At 66.9% G+C, this 18,453-nt stretch carries 19 protein-coding genes; 7 read left to right on the top strand and 12 right to left on the bottom strand.

Translation table 11 applies throughout. From position 1 onward, the window contains the following. Nucleotides 1–2: 2 nt before the first annotated feature. Nucleotides 3–617, bottom strand: a complete 615-nt coding sequence (locus ACSQ3P_RS28930; RefSeq protein ID WP_436168888.1) for a glutathione S-transferase family protein — start codon at nt 615–617, stop codon at nt 3–5. Between the two features lie 180 nt (nt 618–797). Here ACSQ3P_RS28930 and corA point away from each other — a divergent pair, with 180 nt between their 5' ends. Further along, on the top strand, nt 798–1,847 hold the full coding sequence (gene corA, locus ACSQ3P_RS28935) for a magnesium/cobalt transporter CorA (protein ID WP_436168889.1): 1,050 nt from the start codon (nt 798–800) through the stop codon (nt 1,845–1,847). 103 nt (nt 1,848–1,950) lie between these two features. Here the strand turns inward: corA and ACSQ3P_RS28940 are convergent, their stop codons facing one another. Next, on the bottom strand, nt 1,951–2,193 hold the full coding sequence (locus ACSQ3P_RS28940; protein ID WP_069688540.1) for a DUF2312 domain-containing protein: 243 nt from the start codon (nt 2,191–2,193) through the stop codon (nt 1,951–1,953). 111 nt (nt 2,194–2,304) lie between these two features. Next, a complete protein-coding gene (locus ACSQ3P_RS28945) occupies nt 2,305–3,123 on the bottom strand; it encodes an N-formylglutamate amidohydrolase (protein WP_436168890.1) in 819 nt (272 codons plus the stop codon). Between the two features lie 126 nt (nt 3,124–3,249). Here ACSQ3P_RS28945 and ACSQ3P_RS28950 point away from each other — a divergent pair, with 126 nt between their 5' ends. The 3 genes from ACSQ3P_RS28950 to pyk are packed head-to-tail and all read left to right on the top strand — an operon-like array spanning nt 3,250 to nt 6,453. After that, a complete protein-coding gene (locus ACSQ3P_RS28950) occupies nt 3,250–4,554 on the top strand; it encodes a glycerate kinase type-2 family protein (RefSeq protein WP_436168891.1) in 1,305 nt (434 codons plus the stop codon). 1 nt (nt 4,555) lies between these two features. Then, nucleotides 4,556–4,999, top strand: coding sequence for a DUF1036 domain-containing protein (locus ACSQ3P_RS28955; RefSeq protein ID WP_436168892.1), 444 nt, complete (start codon nt 4,556–4,558; stop codon nt 4,997–4,999). 14 nt (nt 5,000–5,013) lie between these two features. Further along, nucleotides 5,014–6,453 carry a pyruvate kinase gene (pyk, locus tag ACSQ3P_RS28960; protein ID WP_436168893.1) on the top strand — a complete coding sequence of 480 codons (1,440 nt, stop codon included), beginning with the start codon at nt 5,014–5,016 and terminating at the stop codon, nt 6,451–6,453. 24 nt (nt 6,454–6,477) lie between these two features. Here pyk and ACSQ3P_RS28965 read toward each other — a convergent pair whose 3' ends face one another. The 4 genes from ACSQ3P_RS28965 to ACSQ3P_RS28980 all read right to left on the bottom strand — a co-directional run bounded on the left by ACSQ3P_RS28965 (nt 6,478) and on the right by ACSQ3P_RS28980 (nt 9,423). Further along, nucleotides 6,478–7,446 (bottom strand): alpha/beta fold hydrolase, encoded by a 969-nt coding sequence (locus tag ACSQ3P_RS28965; protein WP_436168894.1) that lies wholly within the window; start codon nt 7,444–7,446, stop codon nt 6,478–6,480. Nucleotides 7,447–7,502: 56 nt separating this feature from the next. Then, entirely contained in the window at nt 7,503–8,144 is a 642-nt protein-coding gene (locus ACSQ3P_RS28970) for a tetratricopeptide repeat protein (protein ID WP_436168895.1), read from the bottom strand. Nucleotides 8,145–8,327: 183 nt separating this feature from the next. Beyond that, nucleotides 8,328–8,453 carry a type B 50S ribosomal protein L36 gene (ykgO, locus tag ACSQ3P_RS28975; protein ID WP_038363015.1) on the bottom strand — a complete coding sequence of 42 codons (126 nt, stop codon included), beginning with the start codon at nt 8,451–8,453 and terminating at the stop codon, nt 8,328–8,330. Nucleotides 8,454–8,631: 178 nt separating this feature from the next. Next, nucleotides 8,632–9,423, bottom strand: a complete 792-nt coding sequence (locus ACSQ3P_RS28980) for an MBL fold metallo-hydrolase (RefSeq protein WP_436168896.1) — start codon at nt 9,421–9,423, stop codon at nt 8,632–8,634. 196 nt (nt 9,424–9,619) lie between these two features. Between ACSQ3P_RS28980 and ACSQ3P_RS28985 the strand changes: the two genes are divergently transcribed. Together ACSQ3P_RS28985 and lpxD are read left to right on the top strand one after the other, a co-directional pair. Continuing rightward, nucleotides 9,620–9,829 (top strand): hypothetical protein, encoded by a 210-nt coding sequence (locus ACSQ3P_RS28985; protein WP_436168897.1) that lies wholly within the window; start codon nt 9,620–9,622, stop codon nt 9,827–9,829. A 614-nt stretch (nt 9,830–10,443) separates the two neighbouring features. After that, nucleotides 10,444–11,487 carry a UDP-3-O-(3-hydroxymyristoyl)glucosamine N-acyltransferase gene (gene lpxD, locus ACSQ3P_RS28990; protein WP_436168979.1) on the top strand — a complete coding sequence of 348 codons (1,044 nt, stop codon included), beginning with the start codon at nt 10,444–10,446 and terminating at the stop codon, nt 11,485–11,487. Between the two features lie 324 nt (nt 11,488–11,811). Here lpxD and hemC read toward each other — a convergent pair whose 3' ends face one another. After that, a complete protein-coding gene (gene hemC, locus ACSQ3P_RS28995) occupies nt 11,812–12,756 on the bottom strand; it encodes a hydroxymethylbilane synthase (protein WP_436168898.1) in 945 nt (314 codons plus the stop codon). 241 nt (nt 12,757–12,997) lie between these two features. On the opposite strand from hemC, the gene ACSQ3P_RS29000 reads away from it, so the two are divergent. Continuing rightward, nucleotides 12,998–14,200: an MFS transporter gene (locus ACSQ3P_RS29000; protein ID WP_436168899.1), complete on the top strand. Its 1,203-nt coding sequence runs from the start codon at nt 12,998–13,000 to the stop codon at nt 14,198–14,200. A gap of 26 nt (nt 14,201–14,226) precedes the next feature. Here ACSQ3P_RS29000 and ACSQ3P_RS29005 read toward each other — a convergent pair whose 3' ends face one another. The 4 genes from ACSQ3P_RS29005 to ACSQ3P_RS29020 are packed head-to-tail and all read right to left on the bottom strand — an operon-like array spanning nt 14,227 to nt 18,452. Further along, nucleotides 14,227–14,808 (bottom strand): transglycosylase SLT domain-containing protein, encoded by a 582-nt coding sequence (locus tag ACSQ3P_RS29005; RefSeq protein ID WP_436168900.1) that lies wholly within the window; start codon nt 14,806–14,808, stop codon nt 14,227–14,229. Further along, nucleotides 14,756–15,973, bottom strand: a complete 1,218-nt coding sequence (locus ACSQ3P_RS29010; RefSeq protein ID WP_436168901.1) for a flagellar hook-length control protein FliK — start codon at nt 15,971–15,973, stop codon at nt 14,756–14,758. The genes ACSQ3P_RS29005 and ACSQ3P_RS29010 overlap by 53 nt, the downstream gene beginning before the upstream one ends. Beyond that, complete coding sequence (locus ACSQ3P_RS29015) at nt 15,970–17,172, bottom strand: chemotaxis protein (protein ID WP_436168902.1); 1,203 nt, start codon at nt 17,170–17,172, stop codon at nt 15,970–15,972. Before ACSQ3P_RS29015 ends, ACSQ3P_RS29010 begins: the two co-directional genes overlap by 4 nt. Continuing rightward, the gene (locus tag ACSQ3P_RS29020) at nt 17,169–18,452 is read right to left on the bottom strand and encodes a MotB family protein (RefSeq protein ID WP_436168903.1); all 1,284 of its coding nucleotides are present in this window, start codon (nt 18,450–18,452) and stop codon (nt 17,169–17,171) included. Before ACSQ3P_RS29020 ends, ACSQ3P_RS29015 begins: the two co-directional genes overlap by 4 nt. Between the last annotated feature and the right edge of the window lies 1 nt (nt 18,453).

Here is an 18,453-nt window from a genome sequence, read left to right on the forward strand (position 1 = left end):
ATCTACGGTTCCTCGCGGTCGATCGGCCAGTGCTTGAACACGTCGAGCGCCTCGCAAGCGCGCGCCTGTGCCGCCAGCGCCGGCCAGCGTTCCTCCGGCGCATAATCGGGGATCACGAAGCGGCAGAACCCCCAGGCGATCGCGGCGGAGATGTCGCCGGGCCGCAGGTTCGGCCCCGCGCCGAGTTCGCCGCGCTTGGCCGCGGCATCGAGCAGGTCGAGCGCGGTGTCGAGCTGGGCGACGATGCGCTCCTGCCAGGGCACGTAGCGCTGTGCGTCCGGCCGCTTGCGCTCATATTCGATCGAGACGGCCTTGTCGGCGGCGACGATGCCGATGCCGGTCAGGCCTAGATCGCGGGTCCGCGCGGCTGCATCGCTTGGGCGCAGCGAGCGGCCGGCGACATCCTCGAAATGCTGGATGATCAGATTGGAATCGGTGATCACCGTGCCGTCGTCGCAGACGAGCGAGGGCGCCTTGATCAGCGGGTTGATCTTGGCGAAGGCCTCCATGTGCCGGAACACCGAGACCGAGCGGTGCTCGAAATCAAGCCCCAGGAGCCTTCCCGTGACGGCAGCGCGGCGGACATAGGGGCTGTCCAGCATTCCTACGAGCAGCATGGCGGTCTCCGGTTCGGGTGCGCCGCAACAATGCCGTGAGGCCGGCGTGAAGCCACGCAAATTCGCGTGATTTCACGCATCACGGGGTGTGATGGAGCAGGATGCGAAAAACCGGTTTCCACTTTTTCGCATCCTGCTCTAGCCTGCGGGGCAAGCCCCCACGGTAGACGAGGTGCGCCCATGTCTGTCGCCGAAACCCTGTCTTTTCCGCATGCCGCGCCCGAGCCCTCCAAGGTGCACGAGCAAGGCCATCTCCACGAGACCGGCGTCGTCGCCTCCAGCGTCTATGCCCATGGCGTGCGCATCGCCGACATACCCATCGAGGAGGCGGGCGCATGGGCCCGCAAGGACGGGCATGTCGTCTGGATCGGCCTGCTCGAGCCCGATGCCGATCTGCTCCACCGCGTGCAGCAGCAGTTCAGCCTGCATCCGCTTGCGGTCGAGGACGCGACGAACGCCCATCAGCGTCCGAAGCTCGAACAATATGGCGACGCGCTCTTCGTCGTCGCCCGCACGGCCCAACTGGTCGACAAGCGCATCGCGTTTGGCGAAACGCATATCTTCGTCGGCAACGGCTATATCGTCAGCGTCCGCCACGGCGCCTCCACCTCGTACAAGACGGTGCGACAGCACTGGGAGACCTGTCCGACCTCGCTCGCGAAGGGGGAGGATTTCATCCTCTACGCGATCCTCGATTTCATCGTCGACAACTACATGCCGGTTCTCGAGGCGATCCATGAGGAGGTCGAGGAGATCGAGGACAAGGTGCTGGCGAAGCCGATGATCCGCGACGACATCGAGCGGCTCTACATGCTGCGGCGCGATCTTCTGCGCTTGCGCAATGCAGCCGCGCCTTTGGTTGATGTCTGCCAGCGCCTCGCCAATGCCAATGTGCCGCAGGTGCGCCCGACGCTCGCGCCGATGTTCCGCGACGTGACCGACCATGTCCGCACGGTTCAGGAAAAGATCGACAGCCTGCGCGAAGTGCTCGCCTTCGCCTTCGAGGTGAGCCTGCTCATCGGCCAGAGCCAGGAAAACGCGATCACCAAGAGACTCGCCTCATGGGCTGCTATCCTGGCGGTGCCGACGGCAGTCGCCGGCATCTATGGCATGAACTTCAAGAACATGCCGGAGCTCGAACTGCAATTCGGCTATCACACCGTCCTGGCGCTGATCGTCAGCTCCTGCGCGGTGCTCTATTGGCGCTTCCGAAAGAATGGCTGGCTGTGAGGGGGGGCTTCGCGCTCCGAAATCGGCAACACCCGCTCAGTCATCCCGGACAAGCGGCACAAGCCGCGCCGATCCGGGATGACGTTGAGGGTGGATAGAAGGCTCAGGCGCTCTCGCCGACGGCTTGCAGGTAGAGGTCGAGGATGGCTTCCTCCTCGGCGCGCTCATTGGCGTCGCGCTTGCGGATGGCGATCACCTTGCGCAGGACCTTGACGTCGTAGCCATTGCCCTTGGCCTCGGCATAGACCTCCTTGATGTCGTCGGAGATGGTCTTCTTCTCTTCCTCGAGGCGCTCGATGCGCTCGACGATGCTCTTGAGCTGGTCGCCAGCAACCGGATCTTCCATCTGCATATCCTTAAGCGGTGGGGAAATTTGGCCGGAGGGTTCGCACCGCGCGGGGGCCGGCGTCAAGCGCGAAGCGGCACTTCGCGCGGGATGCTCAACAGCCGCGATGTCTCAGCCGGCGCGCAATGAGGCAAGACATCCGGGCAGGATTGCGGCCAGTCGCTCCCCCCAGTCGCGTGCGGTGGCGTCGCTGGCGATCAGATCCTGGCGCAGCTCGATCAGCGTCTCGTGCAAACCCCGGCGCGTGGCGTGGCGGTCGATCGTGTCGCCGGGCAGGCCGCCGCTATAGGGTTCGTTGTCGCCGACCACGAGGTCGCTCTCGCGCTGCAGGGCGGCGATCAGCAGCTGCGACAATGCGCCTTCACCGTCCCAGAGCACGCCGACATGCCAGGGCCGAGCTGCTGCCTTCCAGAACGGCGTGAAGGAGTGCAGCGAGACGATCGCGGGCGGGTGGCCGGCGGCGAGTGCAGCCTCTACCGCCGCATTGATCGCCGCGTCATAGGGCTCGTAGTAGCGCGCCACGCGCTCCGTGATGCCGGCTTGATCGATATGGCGGTTGCCGGGCACGATCGCGCCGTCGGAGAGGCGCATCACCAGCGTCGGGTCGTCGAGGCCGCGATTGGGGTCGATCAGCAGGCGTGAGAAATTGCTCAGCACGGCAGGCGCATCGAGCGCCCGTGCCATGGCGCGGGTCATTTCGGCCGCGCCGATGTCATAGGCGATATGGCGTTCGAGCTGGGCCGGCGGCAGGCCCAGCGATGCCAGCTCGGGCGGGATCGCGTTGGTGGCGTGGTCGCAGATCAGCAGGATGCCGCTCGCGAGATCGCCTGGAATGACCTCGACCTCGCCGGGTGCGCGGGTCACCGCCGGCTTCGGCGCTATGGCCGGTCGGGTCTTGGCCGGTTGGGTCTCGGCCGGATCGATCCGCATGCGTCCCTCAAAAAGTATGATTATATCGGGAAAAGGCTGATGACGTTCGCCCGGCCGCGACTTAAAAGAATCAGCAACGAAAGTCGATGAAATCGACATGAAAGTTCGGGCGGAAGGTGGGCGGCGGTGCAGGCGAGACGTGACGATACGGCAGGCTCTCGCGCAACCGCCCGTGCGATCTTCGATGCCGCCGTCGCGCGCGCCCATCCCGCCGGCTGCCTGCCGGCGCATCTGCCGGTTCCTCCGGCTTCTGGCCGCCTGATCCTGCTCGCCGCCGGCAAGGCGGCAGGCAGCATGACCGCGCTGGCCGAGGCACATTATCTCGATTCAGGTTTCCCGCAGGACCGGCTCACCGGCCATGCCGTCGCGCGCCATGGCTATGAGACGGCGACCCGCCACATCCCGATGGTCGTGGCCGGCCACCCCGTGCCCGATCAGGGCAGCGTCGACAGCGCAGCGAAGGCGCTGGCGCTGGCGGCCTCCGCGGCCGCTGATGATCTCGTGCTCGTGCTGCTCTCGGGCGGTGGTTCTGCGAATTGGGTCGCGCCGGCCGGCAGCCTGACGCTGGCCGAGAAGCAGGCGGTGAACAAGGCGCTGCTGCGCTCGGGTGCGCCGATCGGCGAGATGAACATCGTCCGCAAACGGCTTTCGCGGATCAAGGGCGGCAGGCTGGCGCTCGCCGCCGCTCCGGCGCGTTTGCTGACGCTTGCGGTCTCTGACGTGCCCGGCGATGAGCCGACCGCCATTGCCTCGGGGCCGACCGTACCCGACCCGACCACGATGGCGCAGGCCCGCGCCATCGTCGCCCATTACAAGCTCGATCTGCCGCGTGCCGCGCGCGTGCTTCTCGACGACGATGCCAGCGAGACGCCCAAGCCCGGCCATTCCGCCTTTGCCAACAACGAATTCCGCATCATTGCCCGCCCGGCCGATGCGCTCGCGGCGGCGCGGGAGGCTGCAGAGGCTGCAGGCTATGTGGTGCATGATCTTGGCGCCGATCTAGAGGGAGAGGCGCGCGATGTCGCCGCCGCCCATGCGGCGCTTGCGTGCAAATTGAAGGCGCAGGGTAAGCGCACCGCTATCCTGTCCGGCGGTGAATTGACGGTGACGCTGCGCGGGCAAGGCCGGGGCGGGCCGAATCAGGAATATGCGCTGGCGCTCGCCATCGCGCTCGCCGGCGAACCGGGCATTGTCGCGCTCTCGGGCGATACAGACGGTACCGATGGCGGCGGCGGCGAGGCGACCGATCCGGCCGGCGCGGTGATCGATCCCACGACTTTGACGCGCGCTGCCGCGCTCGGCCTCGTTCCTGCCCAATCGCTCGCTGACAACGATTCGACGGGTTTCTTCGAGCCGCTTGGCGATCTGCTGCGGACGGGGCCGACCTTGACCAATGTGAATGATTGCCGCGTGATCCTGATAGACCCTTGAGATGACCCGCATCAGCCCGACGACCTTGCGTTCATGCCTGCTGGCGGCCTGCCTCGTGGCCGGGGCTTCGCCCGCCTTCGCCGATCTGCGCATGTGCAACACCACAGGCAGCCGTGTCGGCGTTGCGATCGGCTATCGCGACGCGCAGGGTTGGACCACGGAGGGCTGGTGGAACCTCAGCCCAAGGGGCTGCGAGACGCTGCTACGCGGCACCTTGGCGGCGCGTTTCTACTATGTGCATGCGGTCGATTACGACAAGGGTGGCGAATGGACGGGAAAATCCGTCATGTGCACGCGCAACAAGGAATTCACCATCCGTGGCATCGAGGATTGCCTGGCGCGGGGTTTCGACCGCGCCGGCTTCTTCGAGGTCGATACGGGCGAGCAGAAAAGCTGGACGATCCAACTCACCGACACCACCGGCAATGCGCCGCAACGCCCCTGAGGGATTGAAGAAGAATGAAGCGGGAACGCCGGATCAAGATCATCGCCACGCTGGGGCCAGCCTCCGCGACCGAGGAGATGTGCGCAAAGCTGTTCGAGGCGGGCGTCGACGTCTTCCGCATCAATATGAGCCATACCCAACGCGAGGCCCTGCCCGAGAAGATCGCGATGCTACGCTCGCTGGAGGCGAAGTTCCGCCGCCCGGTCGGAATTCTCGCCGATCTGCAGGGGCCGAAGCTGCGCGTCGGCCAGTTCGGCGGCGATGGCGGCGTGATGCTGGAGAAGGGCGCGAAGTTCACGCTCGATTCCGACCCCGCGCCCGGTACGCTCAAGCGGGTGCATCTGCCCCATCCCGAGATCCTGACCGCGCTGGAGCCCGGCCACAACCTCATCCTCGACGACGGCAAGATTCGGCTCGTGGTCGAGAAGGCGACGCCAACCCAGGCCGTGACCCGCGTCACGATCGCCGGCCGCCTGTCCTCGCGCAAGGGCGTCAGCCTGCCGGATACGACGATCCCGGTCTCGGCGATGACGGATAAGGATCGTTCGGACGCTGAAGCTGCGGCGGCCGCCGGCGTCGACTGGATTGCGCTCTCCTTCGTGCAGCGGCCCGAGGACATGGCTGATCTGCGCAAGATCGTGCAGGGCAGGGCGCTGGCGCTCGCCAAGATCGAGAAGCCCCAGGCGCTGCTGCGTCTGGAGGAGATCATCGAGGCGTCCGATGCGATCATGGTGGCGCGCGGCGATCTCGGCGTCGAGATGCCGCTGGAGAAGGTGCCGGGCACGCAGAAGCGCATCGTCCGGATGGCGCGGCGCAAGGGCAAGCCGGTCGTCGTCGCCACGCAAATGCTGGAGAGCATGATCACCGCCCCGGTGCCGACGCGCGCCGAGGTTTCGGATGTGGCTACGGCCGTGTTCGAGGGCGCCGACGCGGTGATGCTCTCGGCAGAGAGCGCGGCCGGGCAATATCCGGTCGAGGCGGTGACGATGATGAACCGCATCGCCGAGGAGGTCGAAAGCGAGGCGGTCTACCGCACCATCCTGGAATCGCAGCGGGCCGAGCCCGAGGCGACGGGCGCCGACGCCATCGCCAAGGCTGCCCACGAGATCGCCGACACGCTGAACCTCAAGGCCGTCTGCGCCTGGACCTCTTCGGGCTCGACGGCGATGCGGCTCGCGCGCGAGCGGCCGAATTCGACGGTGATCGCCTTGACCCCGAACCGGGCCACGGCGCGCCGCCTCACCCTGGTCTGGGGTGTGCATGCGGTGGTGACCAAGGACGCCAGCGACATTGACGACATGGCCTCGCGCGCCTGCAAATTCGCGGTGCGCGAGAACTTCGCCAAGCTCGGCGACCGCATCATCGTGGTGGCCGGCGTGCCCTTCGGCACGCCGGGCGCGACCAATATGGTGCGCATCGCCTTCGTGGCGAAGGAGCATGTCGAGCAGGCCTGAACGGGACACCCCGCGTCGCGCGGGTCAGTTCAGCGCCAGGCCCGATCGGGGGCCGACCATCTGGTCTATCGCCTCGACGACGATCTCCGGCGCGGCGTGGTGGGGCATATGGCCGACGCCTGGCAGCAGGATGAGCCGGCCCTGCGGCGCCTCGCGCGCGATCGCGGCGGAATGGATTGTCGGCGAGACGATGGCGTCGCTGTCGCCGGTGATCGCCGTCACCGGCACCTTGAGCTCGCGATAGCGCGGGGCTTGCGCTGTGACGAAATCAAGGGTCGCGGCGATATCCTGCGAATTAGCCTGGAAGTCGGCCGGGCGCAGCAGCAATCTGATCTCGCCCGTATCGAGATAGCCAGGCGTCACCGCACGCGGTGCAAAGACGCTGCTCGCACCCTCGTCCAGCATGAGATTCGCGGCGGGCAAGGCGACGAGCCTGGTGAAGAGCGGGCCGATCAAGGGCCATGTTGCGAGGTGGTGATACCAGGCGATGCCAGTCGGCCAGGGATGGGTGACGCCGCCGAGCAGGACGAGGCCCTTCAATCGCTGGGGCCGGTCGAGCGCGATGCGGGTCGAGAGCGCGCCGGCGAGCGAGTGCGCCACCAGCACGAAGCGCTCGGGCGCGATCTGGTCGAGCGCCTGCATGATCGCCGCAGCCTGGCGTGCGGGATCGGCCATCGCCGCGCCTTCCAACCGGTCGCTCCAGCCATGGCCTGGCCGGTCGAGCGCGATGACGCGGTAATGACCGAGCTCGGGTCCGAGCGTCGCCAGCAGGTCGGCATGGTCCGAGGAGGCGCCATGGACCAGCACGACCGTGCCATGGCTTTCGCCGGAGGGTTGGAGTTCGCGGTAATGCAGCCGGCCACCGGGGAGGGCGGCGAAGGCCCCTTTGGGCGGGTAGAGCCGGGCGACCTCGGCGCCGAACCATTCGGTTCGCAGCATCAGGCCGCCGGTGGCGAGGAGAAGGGCGAGGGTGACGAGGGCGCGGATCAGCATGCTTTGCTTACGTTGCCGCGCCGGCTTCGGTTTCGCCAGGAATCAAGATGAGTGCTTCAGGCGTCGCGTCCGTCGACTTCGCTCGCCAGCGATTCGACGGCGCTCTTGATCGCTTCCAGCTGTGGATAGATCGCCAGCGCGCGGCGATAGGCCACCATGGCGTGCTTGTCGTCGCCCTGCTGCCGCAGGATCGAGCCGAGGCCGATCATCGCGCCATAGTGGCGCGGCTCGCGCTTCAAGGTCTCGCCGATGTCGAGCATCGAGCGAATCGGGTCGCCGGCGATGAAGAGCGCATTGGCACGCTGGTTCCAGGCCTCGGCCCAGTCGGGCTCCAGGCTGATGACGCGGTCGAGCAGTTCGATCGCGAGTTCGGTCTGCTTGTCGCGCAACGCCGTCTGGGCGCGCGTCATCAGCAGATCGGCGGTGTCGGAGCCCGAGCGCGCCCAGCGGCGCTGGATCAGATTGGCGATGCCCTTGGCTTCCTCGGGCGATTTGGCGGCCGCGAGGCGCTCGAACAGACGGTCTAGCGTGGCGGCCGGTGTCCTTGGCGGGGCGGGTGTGGGCGCAACCGGATTATCGTCCTTGTCGGCGGGCGGGACGAAGCCGGGGCGCTGCGGCGGACTTTCCTGAGCGCGCAGCGGGGCGGCCGAGAAGGGCGCGGCTGCGGCCAGCGCCAGCGCGAAAGCGACGGGAAGCATGCGCGAATTGATCATGCACTGCAGTGTAAAGGAGCTGCTGCGCGCGTCAATTCACGGAGAGGCGACTTGGCCACGCGCAAAGACTTGGCCACAACGCAAAAAGGCGGGATACGCCCGAGGGCGCCCCGCCATGCGGTCCAACCGGAGCGAGAGCCGCGCGACGAAGCCGCCGCGCGCCTAATCTCAGCCCTGGCGCGCCTTGAAGCGCTTCTGGACCTTGTTGATGATGTAGACGCGGCCCTTGCGGCGCACGAGCTGGTTGTCGCGATGGCGCGCGCGCAGCGACTTCAGCGAATTGCGGATCTTCATGGTCTCAACTCCGTCGATCTGCCTTTGCGGGCAAACCGGTCAAAAACTAAGCCTTCCGACGCGAACCGGAGACCGGCCCTCATCGACCACGCGAATGGTGCGGCTGATGCGATGCCGGCTGTATACGGATTTTTCCGGATATCGCAAGGGCGAAGCCGGCTTGAGCTACCAAAAAACCTCAGGCGATTGCCGCCAGATAACGCTCGAAGGAGCGCTCCAGCGCCGCCTTGGCGCCGCCGGCGATGACCCGGCCCTCGAAGGCGCCATAGACCTTGTCGAAAGCGTAAGGCTCCAGGATCGCCGCGATCCGGCGGATCGTCGCGGCGTTGACCGGGATCATGTTCGGATAGGAGTAGAGCACGCTGACATGGCGGCGGTCGGGGGTGACCTGCAGCACGTCGCCGGTATAGAGCGTGCCCGCTCCCGCCGCGTGATGCAGCACGGTCGCGCCCGCAAAATGCCCGCCGCAGCGCAGGAGGGTGAGCGAGGGGCCAAGCTTCAGCGCCTCGCCGTCCCAGTGCCTGATAGCCGGATCGGGCTCGGTCACCCAGACCCGGTCGTCGGCATGGAGATGCACCGGCACGTCGAGCGCCTGCGCCCATTCCGCCATCGCGGTGTAGTAGTGCGGATGCGAGATCGCGATGCCGATGATCTTGCCGCGCGCCCGGATCGCATCGAGCGCGGCTTGCGTGACCAGGCCGATGCAGTCCCAGAGCAGATTGCCGTCCTCGGCCTCGACGAGCAGCGCGCGCTGATCGATGGCAAAGGCGGGCTGGATGCGCAGGCCGAGCACACCATGGTCCGGCGCGCAGGCGATATGGTGATCGGCGGCCAGCTCGTCTGGTGTCAGCCAGTCCTGCCCGCCCCAGCGCACATATTGCCGTTCGTCGAGGCAGATCGGACAGCCGGGAGGTGGTGTCGGGGCATCGGGAAAGCGCGCGCCGCATTGGCGGCAGAGGAAGCGGGGCATGGCAAGCGCTCCGGGGCGGCAGGGCTGCAATGCTAGCCTCAGCAGCACGGCGGCGTTATCCGTCCCGCAGCCGGGCCGGCATGCATGCGCGTGACGCAACCATGGCGCCCCCATAGTCCCTAACAACCTCTAGGCAAGGGAACTTTCCGGCATCGCCAGGCGTTTCCAACCATCGATCTCTTTTGGGAAAATCATTGTGAAAACCCTGACCCTGACTTTGCTTGCCGTGACCGCACTCGCGCTGGGAGCCTGCGGCAACCGGACGGAACAGCGCATCGGCGGCGCGGCGGTGGGCGCGGGCACCGGCGCGGTCGTCGCCGGCCCTGTCGGAGCGGTGGTCGGCGGAGCGGCTGGCGCGATCACGGCGCCGACGGTTGTGCGCGAGACGCGTCGCGCCACGCGCTAAGCGCCGGCGGCACAGGATCGCAGAAAGAGGAAAGGCCACCCGCGGGTTATTCCATCCAGCTTCCTGTACATAGTTTGGTGAAAAGCAGGACCTTAACGTTCTCCAAGCCCCTCAGTGAGGGGCTTAGAGCCGTCATATGGCTCAGGTTAAGCCCGTGCGAGTACCCAAAGGATATGCAAGCGTAGAAGCCAACGGCTCAAGATGTTTCTCTCGATAGGGCCGCGGGTAGATCGGAACCATACGGTGAATCACCGGAAGCTGATGGTCGCCGCAAAAGCCAGGACCGCAAAAGCCAGGAATGTCCGCTTCCAGGCAGAGCGCTAACGGCAGCTATTGGCGCGAGGCAGCGGTTCGTCCCGCACGCAGTTCGATATCACCACCGCAATCGCGGCGCCCGCGTCTCTCACGCTGTCCTCTTAGTAACATTTCCAAATATCAAGCCTTCGGTCGGACACGCTTCAAACAATCGAACGTCGTAATGCACGGTGCAAATCACAAGTCATGCGGGGCGTTCGGCAGAATCAGTAGCCCGCTTCACAGAATCCGTCATCCGCGGGCGGGCTCACGTTCTTCACGGGCGCGGCATCGAACCGAAACCGACCTATCGGAAGGCGATCATGACTGCGATCCAAATTTCTGAGCCTACTGGAATAACTTTGGCCGAACTCGCGGAAGAGGCTGGATTATCGCTTCCGGTATCCGCCAATCCCGAGGTTCGGCTGAGCGGAGGAGCCAGCCTCGAGACAGCTGAACCGTGGCATGTGGCCTATATGGATCACGGCCGCTACGCGGAGGCGTTGCGGGCCACCCTGGCGGGCGTCTGCATCGTGACGGAGCGCTTCGCCGATATTGTCCCGCCCGGGACCGTCGCCATCGTCGTCCGGGATCCGCACCTGGCCTATGCCAACCTGCTCGCTCGGCTGCACCCGGAAGCGTTGCGGCCCGAGCCTGTTCTGGGCCAGGCCGGCACGGCCTTCGGGTGTTTCGTGCATCCCGGGGCCCAGGTCGGTGTCGGGGTTGTGCTCGATCCCGGCGTCGTCATTGGAGACGGGGTCGTCGTCGGAGACGGCACGAGGCTCGGGGCCCATACGGTGCTCGGCGCCGATGTCGTGATCGGCAGGGATTGTTCGATCGGCGCGGGCGTCACCATCGCGCAATGCGACATGGGCGACCGCGTGATCATCCATCCCGGGGCACGCATCGGCCAGGACGGCTTCGGGTTCGCGCTAAGCGCTTCAGGCCATGTGAAGGTGCCACAGCTCGGCCGCGTCCTGATCGGAAACGACGTCGAGATCGGCGCGAACACGACGGTCGATCGCGGCAGCGGGCGGGACACGGTCATCGGAGCCGGGACCAAAATCGATAACCTGGTGCAGGTTGCTCACAATGTGCGGATCGGTCGCCACTGCGTGATCGCCGCGCAGGTTGGCATCGCAGGCTCGACCGTTCTGGACGATGGCGTCGCCGTTGGAGGGCAAAGCGCCATTGCGGGCCATCTCCACATCGGTCGGGGCGCTCAACTGGCCGGGGCATCTGGATTCATGAGGAATATTCCGGCTGGCGAACGCTGGGGTGGAATGCCGGCCAGACGTGCCCGCGAATGGTTCAGGGAGCAGACAACCCTCAAGAACTTGGCGAAGCCGTCGAGCGCCGCCTGACTGGCCCTGCGCCGCGTGTCACTTAGTGCCATATGCAAATCGGGCACTAACTGACACCGAGACCATTATCGAGCGCTTGAAAATCGAAGAGGTACGGCTGGCAGTGTCCCACCATGCGGCCGATCTATTCTGGCGCCACGGCGTGGAGGGTACGAGCGGGCACGCAATTGCCGGAGCAGTCGGCCTGTCGAAGCGCACGGTCTGGCGCTATACCCGCTGTCACAATTGGCCATTTACCCGCCGACGCACGAACCATGTCGATGTTGGGTATAAGTCCGCAAGGGTGGCCTTTTTCTTTTGTCTTGAAGGGGAGCATCGACGTTTTTACGCACCGAGGAATTTGAAGTGGCCGCCGAAGCTTCGGTAGGATGATTCGAGGATGGCGACGCCGCCGCGAAGCCGCAAGGTCTCGGCGGTGGCGAGCCCGAGTTCGACGGCCCGTTCGGCGGTGTCCTCTTGCGTGGCGACGATGCGCTCTCGCCCGTCGAGCGAGGTGATCTGGGCGTGCAGGGCGAGGCGCCCGTCCTTCCAACTGGTGCAGACGCCGACAGGCAGGCTGCAGCCCGCCCCCAGGGCATGCAGCATCGCTCGCTCGCAATCGACCTCGGCGCGGGCCTTCGGATCTTCGATGTCCTTCAGGATCGCCAGCACATCGGCGTCGTCGCCTCTGGCCTCGATACCGAGCGCGCCCTGGCCGACGGCATGGGGAAAGAGCTGCGGGTCCAGCAATTCCGTCGTGGCGCCCGCCAAGCCCAGGCGCTGAAGCCCGGCCTGGGCCAGGATCACGGCACTGAGGCCGTGCTCCCCGTCGATCTTGGCGAGCCGGGGGCCGACATTGCCGCGGATCGGTACGACCTCAATATCAGGACACAGGCTCATGATCTGGGCGCGCCGCCGCAGGGAGCCGGTTCCGACCTTGGCGCCGGGCTTGAGATTGTCCAGCGTCGCGCCGCAGAGAACGTCCCGCGCATCCTCCCGCTCGGGGACGGCGGCCAGGACCAGTCCCTCGCGCAGCGTCGTCGGCAGATCCTTCAGGGAGTGGACGACGATATCGACTTCCCGGGAGACCAATTGCTCCTCATGTTCGGTCGAGAACACGCCGATGATGCCGAACTGGTGGAATTCGGAGACGCGGTCCTTGTCCGCGATCGTCGCGATCGGGTGCAGCGAGAACTCGGTCTCGGGGTGCTTCGCCTTGATCAGGCCGATGATGTAATTGGTTTGCGCCATCGCCAACGGGCTGCGCCGCGTGCCTATCTTGATGTGCATGGGGACGGTTCACCTGGGCTGGAAGCCCGCTCGCGGCCATTGATTTGAAGCGCTCTATATCAGGAGCGGGTGGCGGCGACGAGTGCGGCGTTCCAGCGCCCTCCGACCGGCTGGGACAGGCCGGCAGGCGGCCACCGGCGCGGCGTCATGCGTATTCCAGGCGAGAGCCGGCTTCAAACGTCGCTGGCGGCGCCCCGGCTGCGGTGTAAACGTCGCGGCCCCACGCTGCCAAGGCCATTCCATGCTCGTCTTCAAACCGCTCGCAGAGCGCCGCATCGCCTTGCTGTGGGGCAGCCAATTGTTCTCCGCGACCGGGGCCGAGTTCTACATGGTCGCGGTGGTGTGGATCGCGACCTCGCTGATCGGGCGCGATGCCGGCTACATCTCGGCGCTGCAGGCGGGAGCGCTGCTCGCAGGCAGTCTGTTCGGCGGCGTCCTGACCGATCGCTGGCGCTTCAAGACGACGATGATCGCAACCAGCCTCATTCGGGCGCTGCTTCTTGTCGTCCTGTCCGTGGCCGGCATGCTCGGCTTGATGAGCCTGCCGCTGCTCGCGATCGTTGCCGGGCTCGTGGCGCTGGCGACCTCGGCCTATGATCCGGCACTGCAAGGCACGCTTCCGGTGCTGGCGCCCGAACCTCGCTTGCGCCACGCGGTCAACGGTCTGTTTGATGCGACGCGGCGCATGGCGCGCATCCTCGGCCCGAGCCTGATCGCGCTGGTCAACGGCATCGTGCCGATCGGGCAGTTCTTCACGATCACGGCGGCGGGCTTCCTGCTCTCGGCGATCGGCGTCGGGCACGGCCTGAAAGGCGTCGAGATTCCGCCGACTTCGAGCGGACGGGGTTTTGCCGCGGTGAGGGACGCGCTGTCGGGTGGCCTGCGCGCGATGCGCGGGCATGCCGTGATGCGGTACGGTCTGATTGCCGATCTCGTCGGCAATATCGCCTGGTCGATGGGTTTCCTGCTCGGCATGGCCTTGTATCTGCGCGCGACCAGCACCGATCCGCTCACGGATTACAGCCTGATGATGACCGCCTATGGGCTGGGAAATCTCGGCGCGAACCTCGTCCTGGTGAGCCTGCGGCCGCAGCGTCCCGCTTTATGGCTCGTCGGCTCAAAATTGATCTTCGGCGCCGGCGTCATGCTGCTGCCCTTCGCGCCCGACCGCGCCTGGCTGATGGCCTTCGCCGCCTTTGCCGCCATCAACGGACCGCTCGAAAATCTCGCGCTGCTCCACATCATGCAGCATGATTTTCCGCCGCAGCGCCTCTCGCAGGTCTACCGCCTGCAGATGTGCGCCGTCTTCGCCGGCTCGCTGATCGGCTATCTCGCGGCTCCCGCTCTGTTCGGCCAGTTCGGGGTCGGCGTGATGATCACGGCGTCCGGCGCGGCGACCTTCGCCATGGGCGTCGTCGGCCTGGCGCTCTTCGCGCGGCGCTGACCGGCCTCACCCGCAGAACGCTCTCGTCACCCGCAGAAGGCTCTGGCCTTGTCGGTCCATTGGCCGAAACCGGTTGCGACCATGTTGCGGATGACAGTGCAGACATAGCGCTGCTGGGCCGGATTGTTGTTGGGCCCGGCGTGGTAGCGGGCGACCGCCATCGTCCAGCTGTCATGGCGCGCCTTCAGGCGCTTCAGGAATTTCGCGGAGTATTCGACATTCAGCCCGGGCTCGAACATCGCGTCGAGGCTGGGGAACTGATCGCGGTGGTAATGGTGGTTGATCTGCATGCAGCCGATATCGATCAGCTTCTTGCCCTCGGCGTGGGCGGCGTTGAAGGCGTTCAGGGCCTCTTCCTTGGTCGCGCCGAAGAAGGGCCTGCCCTGGATGTTGAGCGCATAGGGCTGCAGCGAGCTGCGCCGGCCGCTCTCGGTGAGGCCGACCGAATAGAGCACGCCGACAGGAATGTCGTAGGCCTTGGCGACGCGGATCATGTGCTCCTCGCAGACGGTCTGCGCGAGCGCCGGCGAGGCCAGGCTAAAGATAGCGAGCAGGCTAAAGATAGCGAGACGGATCGCGGCCCTTGCTGCGGGCATCATCCAGGTCATGGGATTCGTCCTTGCTGGAGGCGATGTCGGCAACCCAGCCGCGCTGGCGCGGTTCCTGCCGGTGCTCGCCCTGTCGGGATTGCTCGAAGCCGCGCCCGTCTCCGTCACGCCCGCCCGAGCGCTCGTCGGAGGCGTTGCCCTGTCCGGGCTGGCGGTCTGAGGCCGGGGCATCGATATGGACCGTTTCCACGGAGACGGCGTCGATCGCATAGCCACTCGCCTTGATGACCTCGCGCAAAGCATCCTTGTCATTGGCCAGCATCTGCGCCGTCTCGGCGCGACTGGCCTCGAGCCGGATCTCCATGCCGCCCTGCGACAGCCGCAGCTTGACGATGATGCTGCCGAGCTCGACCGGGCGCAGTTCGATATGGAGGATCTTGGTGGGCGCGGAGATTTCGGCCGGCTTGTCCGACCCGAGCTCGGGCACGGCCTCCGCGCGCGAGGCGGCCAGTTCGACGGCCGCCTGCCTGATCGGCTCGACCACTTGCTGGAACGGTGACAGCCGCATGACCGGCGGCAGATAGGTCTCCTGGCGCGTGATGCTGATGGAGAGCGGTTTTGCCGGCTGGCTATCCTCCTTCATGGCCTCAGTGGCGCCGGCCTTGTCGTCGATCAGGTCATTGAGCTGGGACAAAGCCGTTGCCCCCGGCAGGTCCGGGCCCGACTCATCGTCGCTCGGCATGGCGGGGCCTTGTTCTCCGGCGAGCGGGCGGGCGGCGCCCTTGGCCGTGTCGGCGCCGGCCATCCGACCAGCCTGCGCCAGGGCGCTGCTCAAGCTGGCGAGCGAGGCGTCGCGTCTGGTCGGTTCCTTGCGCGGCTCCTGAGCGTCGCGGGCCGGGGTTTGCAGGGCGCCCAGCAGCAGCCGCGCCGCCGCGTCCGGTGAGGTCGCAGCGTCCGGCTGCGGCGGCATGGCCGCAGCAGTGGTCACGTCGGGTCCAGCTGCCGCGCCATCCTCGCTCGATTCCGCGAAGGCCACTTCCGCGCCCTTCTCGGCAGGGGCGAGCTTTCCCTGCGGCGCTGTGTTGGTCACGCTCTGGAGCAGGGCGCGAAAAGCCGAGCCGCGCTCCTCGCGCCCGCCGATTCCGCCTCGCGCCTTGGCATCCTTGCCGGTCGCATTCGCGGCGGCGCGGCCTTGCGGAAGAGTTGGCGTTTCGAGGTTGCTCATGGCGTCTTCCTTGCCTTGGGCGGAGAATCGAGCAGGGCCTGCGATTCACGCAGGCTTCTCTCCGCCATGGTCACGAGCCGCTTCATGCCGGGGTCGATACCAGCGGGCTCGGACTCGGCGTTCGGCGTCGTGGTGGGGCGGGCCGGTGCATCGACGATATGCGAGGCGACGCGCAGGGCCGTCTGCAGGATCTCGGTCTCGGCGGGGGGCAGGCGGGCGGGGTTGATCGTCTTCAGCGTGACGAGCGCGCCGTCGGCACGGTCGACCGCAATGCGCGCGGCGGCGGCATAAAGCGAGGTGCGCGCGGCCGTGTCGGGATCGGCGCCCGGCAGCCTGGCCGCCTCGTCGGCGGCACGGCGTGCCTGTTCGAAGCGGCCCTTGAGCAGGGCGTCGCGCGCGATGATCAGCAGGACGGCGCGGCGCTGCTCGCGGTCGAAGGCCTGCAGCGTGGCGACGAGCCGGGGAAACTTGTCGGCATCGCGGCCGATGTCGAAGCGGATCAGCCCGGTCGCGAAGCTCTGGCGGAAATTCTCAGCATAGACCGAGCGGTCGAAGCGGCGGATATATTGCGCGGTCGCCTTTTCCAGGCGGTCCAGCTCGTTGATCTCGGCCGCGATGAAGACCGCGCGGCGCAGCGCGCCTTCCTCCACCAGCGAACCCGGAGCGAGCAGGCGAGCCTGGTCGAGCAATTCCAGTGCGCGCTTCTGGTCGCTGCGCATGATCAGGCTGGCCTGGATGAGCGCGAGATGGCCGGCGAGCGTTTCGTGCAGGGTCGCAGGGTCCAGCGGCAGCAGCAGCGTGCGCGCCCTGGCGCTGTCGCCCGTGACATAGGCGAGCGCGCCCTCGGCCAGGCCCTGCGGCAAGCCGACGGGCTCGCCGCGGGCGAGCAATTCTCGCAGCACCGTGGGCTGGCCGCCGCTGAGCACATATTGCACGATGGCGCGGGTGTTGCGCGGATCGGTCCAGATCTCCGGAGGTTGCTGCAGCAGGGGCTGCTCGACATCCCGCAGCAGCTTGGCCTGCGCCGCATGGGCGGCCTTGCTGCCGGTGGCGGCCTCGTTCTGGAGCGACTGCAGCGTCCGCACGATCTGATAGGGCTGCGGAGACGGGGCAGGGGCGGCCTCAGTCTGTGCCCGAGCCGGCGACGCCAGAAGGCAGACCGTGGACGCAATCCAGAGGCCTCGCGCGATGTGCCTCATGCCCGCTTCTCTCTGACAAGAATCTCGATCCGGCGGTTTTCCGCCGCGTTGGGGTCGGCCGCGCGCGGTTTGCGGCTGGCATAGCCCTCGACATGCTCGATGCGGGCCTCGTCGATGCCGCCCTGGATCAGCAGGTCCTGCGCGGCATGGGCGCGCGCAGTCGAGAGCCGCCAATTGTCGTTCTGCCGGCCGCGGAAGAGCCGCCCATCGGTATGGCCGCGAATGATGATCGCGCCTTCGCGCTTGTTCAGGACGGAGGCGATGCGCTGCATGGCCTTGACCGTCTCCTGATGCGGGTCGGCCGAGCCGATCGCGAACATCCCGAAATTGGCGTCGTCGGTCAGGCTGATCAGCAGGCCTTCATCGGTCTGGCGGACATCGACCTGGGGGCTGTCGCGACGTTGGCTGTCCTCCTTGCCGCCTGAGATCGCAGCCGCGATCGCCCTGGCGACGGCGGTGTCGGCCGGGGTCTGCTCGGCGCCGGGCTTGACACTCAGGGCCGGCTCTGGCCGAGCGACGCTGCGTGGGCTCATCGGCAACGCCGCCGCGCCCGAAGTGGCAACGGCTCCCGGCTGCTCTGCGCCGGTCTCCTTCGCCTGGGCGAGAACCGGGGCGGTTTCCGGCTCCGTCCGCCTCAGTGCCGGGGCAATGGGTGTGGGTTGGGGCTGAGGCGCGGGCGGGGCAGTTGCCGGCGAGACCGTCGCGACCGCTCTGGTGTCTGGCTTGACGGCGGGTTCGCCCTGCAGTGCCTGGCGCCAGAAATTCGGATCGAACGGGTCGCGCGGCACCTCGTCGCCCCTCACGCCGGGCGCACCCGTCGCGGCTAGGGGCTGGGGCAGGGCCTTGTCGGCCCTGGGCTCGGTCTTGCTCGCGGCGACCTCGGCCAGGACAGCGTAAGGGTCCTCGAAACCCGCCGCGCCCTGCCTTGGATCCCTGGCCGGAATGCTCGGGCGGCGTTCGGACCCGGAGCCGGCCGCCCCGATCTCGTGGCCTTCATGGCGGATGGCGTGCTCGGCCTCGCCGGGGTCGGCATCTTGGGGATTGCGCACGCCCTTGCGGTCGGCGGTCGTGTCCGAGAGCCGGATCGGGTTGAAATATTGCGCGACGCGCGAGCGTGTTTCGCGGTTCGTCGAATTCACCAGCCAGAGCACCAGGAACAGCGCCATCATCGCCGTCATGAAGTCGGCATGGGCAATCTTCCAGACGCCGGTCTTGGGCTGGTCCGCGACCCTCCCCGCGGAGCGGCGGACGATGATGATGTCCGGCTGATCCTTGCTCATG

Source organism: Allobosea sp. LjRoot9, from assembly GCF_964252745.1.
Lineage (GTDB): Bacteria > Pseudomonadota > Alphaproteobacteria > Rhizobiales > Beijerinckiaceae > Allobosea.

Bases quoted from the DNA above. Each gene is read 5' to 3' on its own strand.
- ACSQ3P_RS28930 (WP_436168888.1), bottom strand. From the start codon at position 617: ATGCTGCTCGTAGGAATGCTGGACAGCCCCTATGTCCGCCGCGCTGCC.
- corA (WP_436168889.1), top strand. From the start codon at position 798: ATGTCTGTCGCCGAAACCCTGTCTTTTCCGCATGCCGCGCCCGAGCCC.
- ACSQ3P_RS28940 (WP_069688540.1), bottom strand. From the start codon at position 2,193: ATGGAAGATCCGGTTGCTGGCGACCAGCTCAAGAGCATCGTCGAGCGC.
- ACSQ3P_RS28945 (WP_436168890.1), bottom strand. From the start codon at position 3,123: ATGCGGATCGATCCGGCCGAGACCCAACCGGCCAAGACCCGACCGGCC.
- ACSQ3P_RS28955 (WP_436168892.1), top strand. From the start codon at position 4,556: ATGACCCGCATCAGCCCGACGACCTTGCGTTCATGCCTGCTGGCGGCC.
- pyk (WP_436168893.1), top strand. From the start codon at position 5,014: ATGAAGCGGGAACGCCGGATCAAGATCATCGCCACGCTGGGGCCAGCC.
- ACSQ3P_RS28965 (WP_436168894.1), bottom strand. From the start codon at position 7,446: ATGCTGATCCGCGCCCTCGTCACCCTCGCCCTTCTCCTCGCCACCGGC.
- ACSQ3P_RS28970 (WP_436168895.1), bottom strand. From the start codon at position 8,144: ATGCTTCCCGTCGCTTTCGCGCTGGCGCTGGCCGCAGCCGCGCCCTTC.
- ykgO (WP_038363015.1), bottom strand. From the start codon at position 8,453: ATGAAGATCCGCAATTCGCTGAAGTCGCTGCGCGCGCGCCATCGCGAC.
- ACSQ3P_RS28980 (WP_436168896.1), bottom strand. From the start codon at position 9,423: ATGCCCCGCTTCCTCTGCCGCCAATGCGGCGCGCGCTTTCCCGATGCC.
- hemC (WP_436168898.1), bottom strand. From the start codon at position 12,756: ATGCACATCAAGATAGGCACGCGGCGCAGCCCGTTGGCGATGGCGCAA.
- ACSQ3P_RS29000 (WP_436168899.1), top strand. From the start codon at position 12,998: ATGCTCGTCTTCAAACCGCTCGCAGAGCGCCGCATCGCCTTGCTGTGG.
- ACSQ3P_RS29005 (WP_436168900.1), bottom strand. From the start codon at position 14,808: ATGACCTGGATGATGCCCGCAGCAAGGGCCGCGATCCGTCTCGCTATC.
- ACSQ3P_RS29010 (WP_436168901.1), bottom strand. From the start codon at position 15,973: ATGAGCAACCTCGAAACGCCAACTCTTCCGCAAGGCCGCGCCGCCGCG.
- ACSQ3P_RS29015 (WP_436168902.1), bottom strand. From the start codon at position 17,172: ATGAGGCACATCGCGCGAGGCCTCTGGATTGCGTCCACGGTCTGCCTT.
- ACSQ3P_RS29020 (WP_436168903.1), bottom strand. From the start codon at position 18,452: ATGAGCAAGGATCAGCCGGACATCATCATCGTCCGCCGCTCCGCGGGG.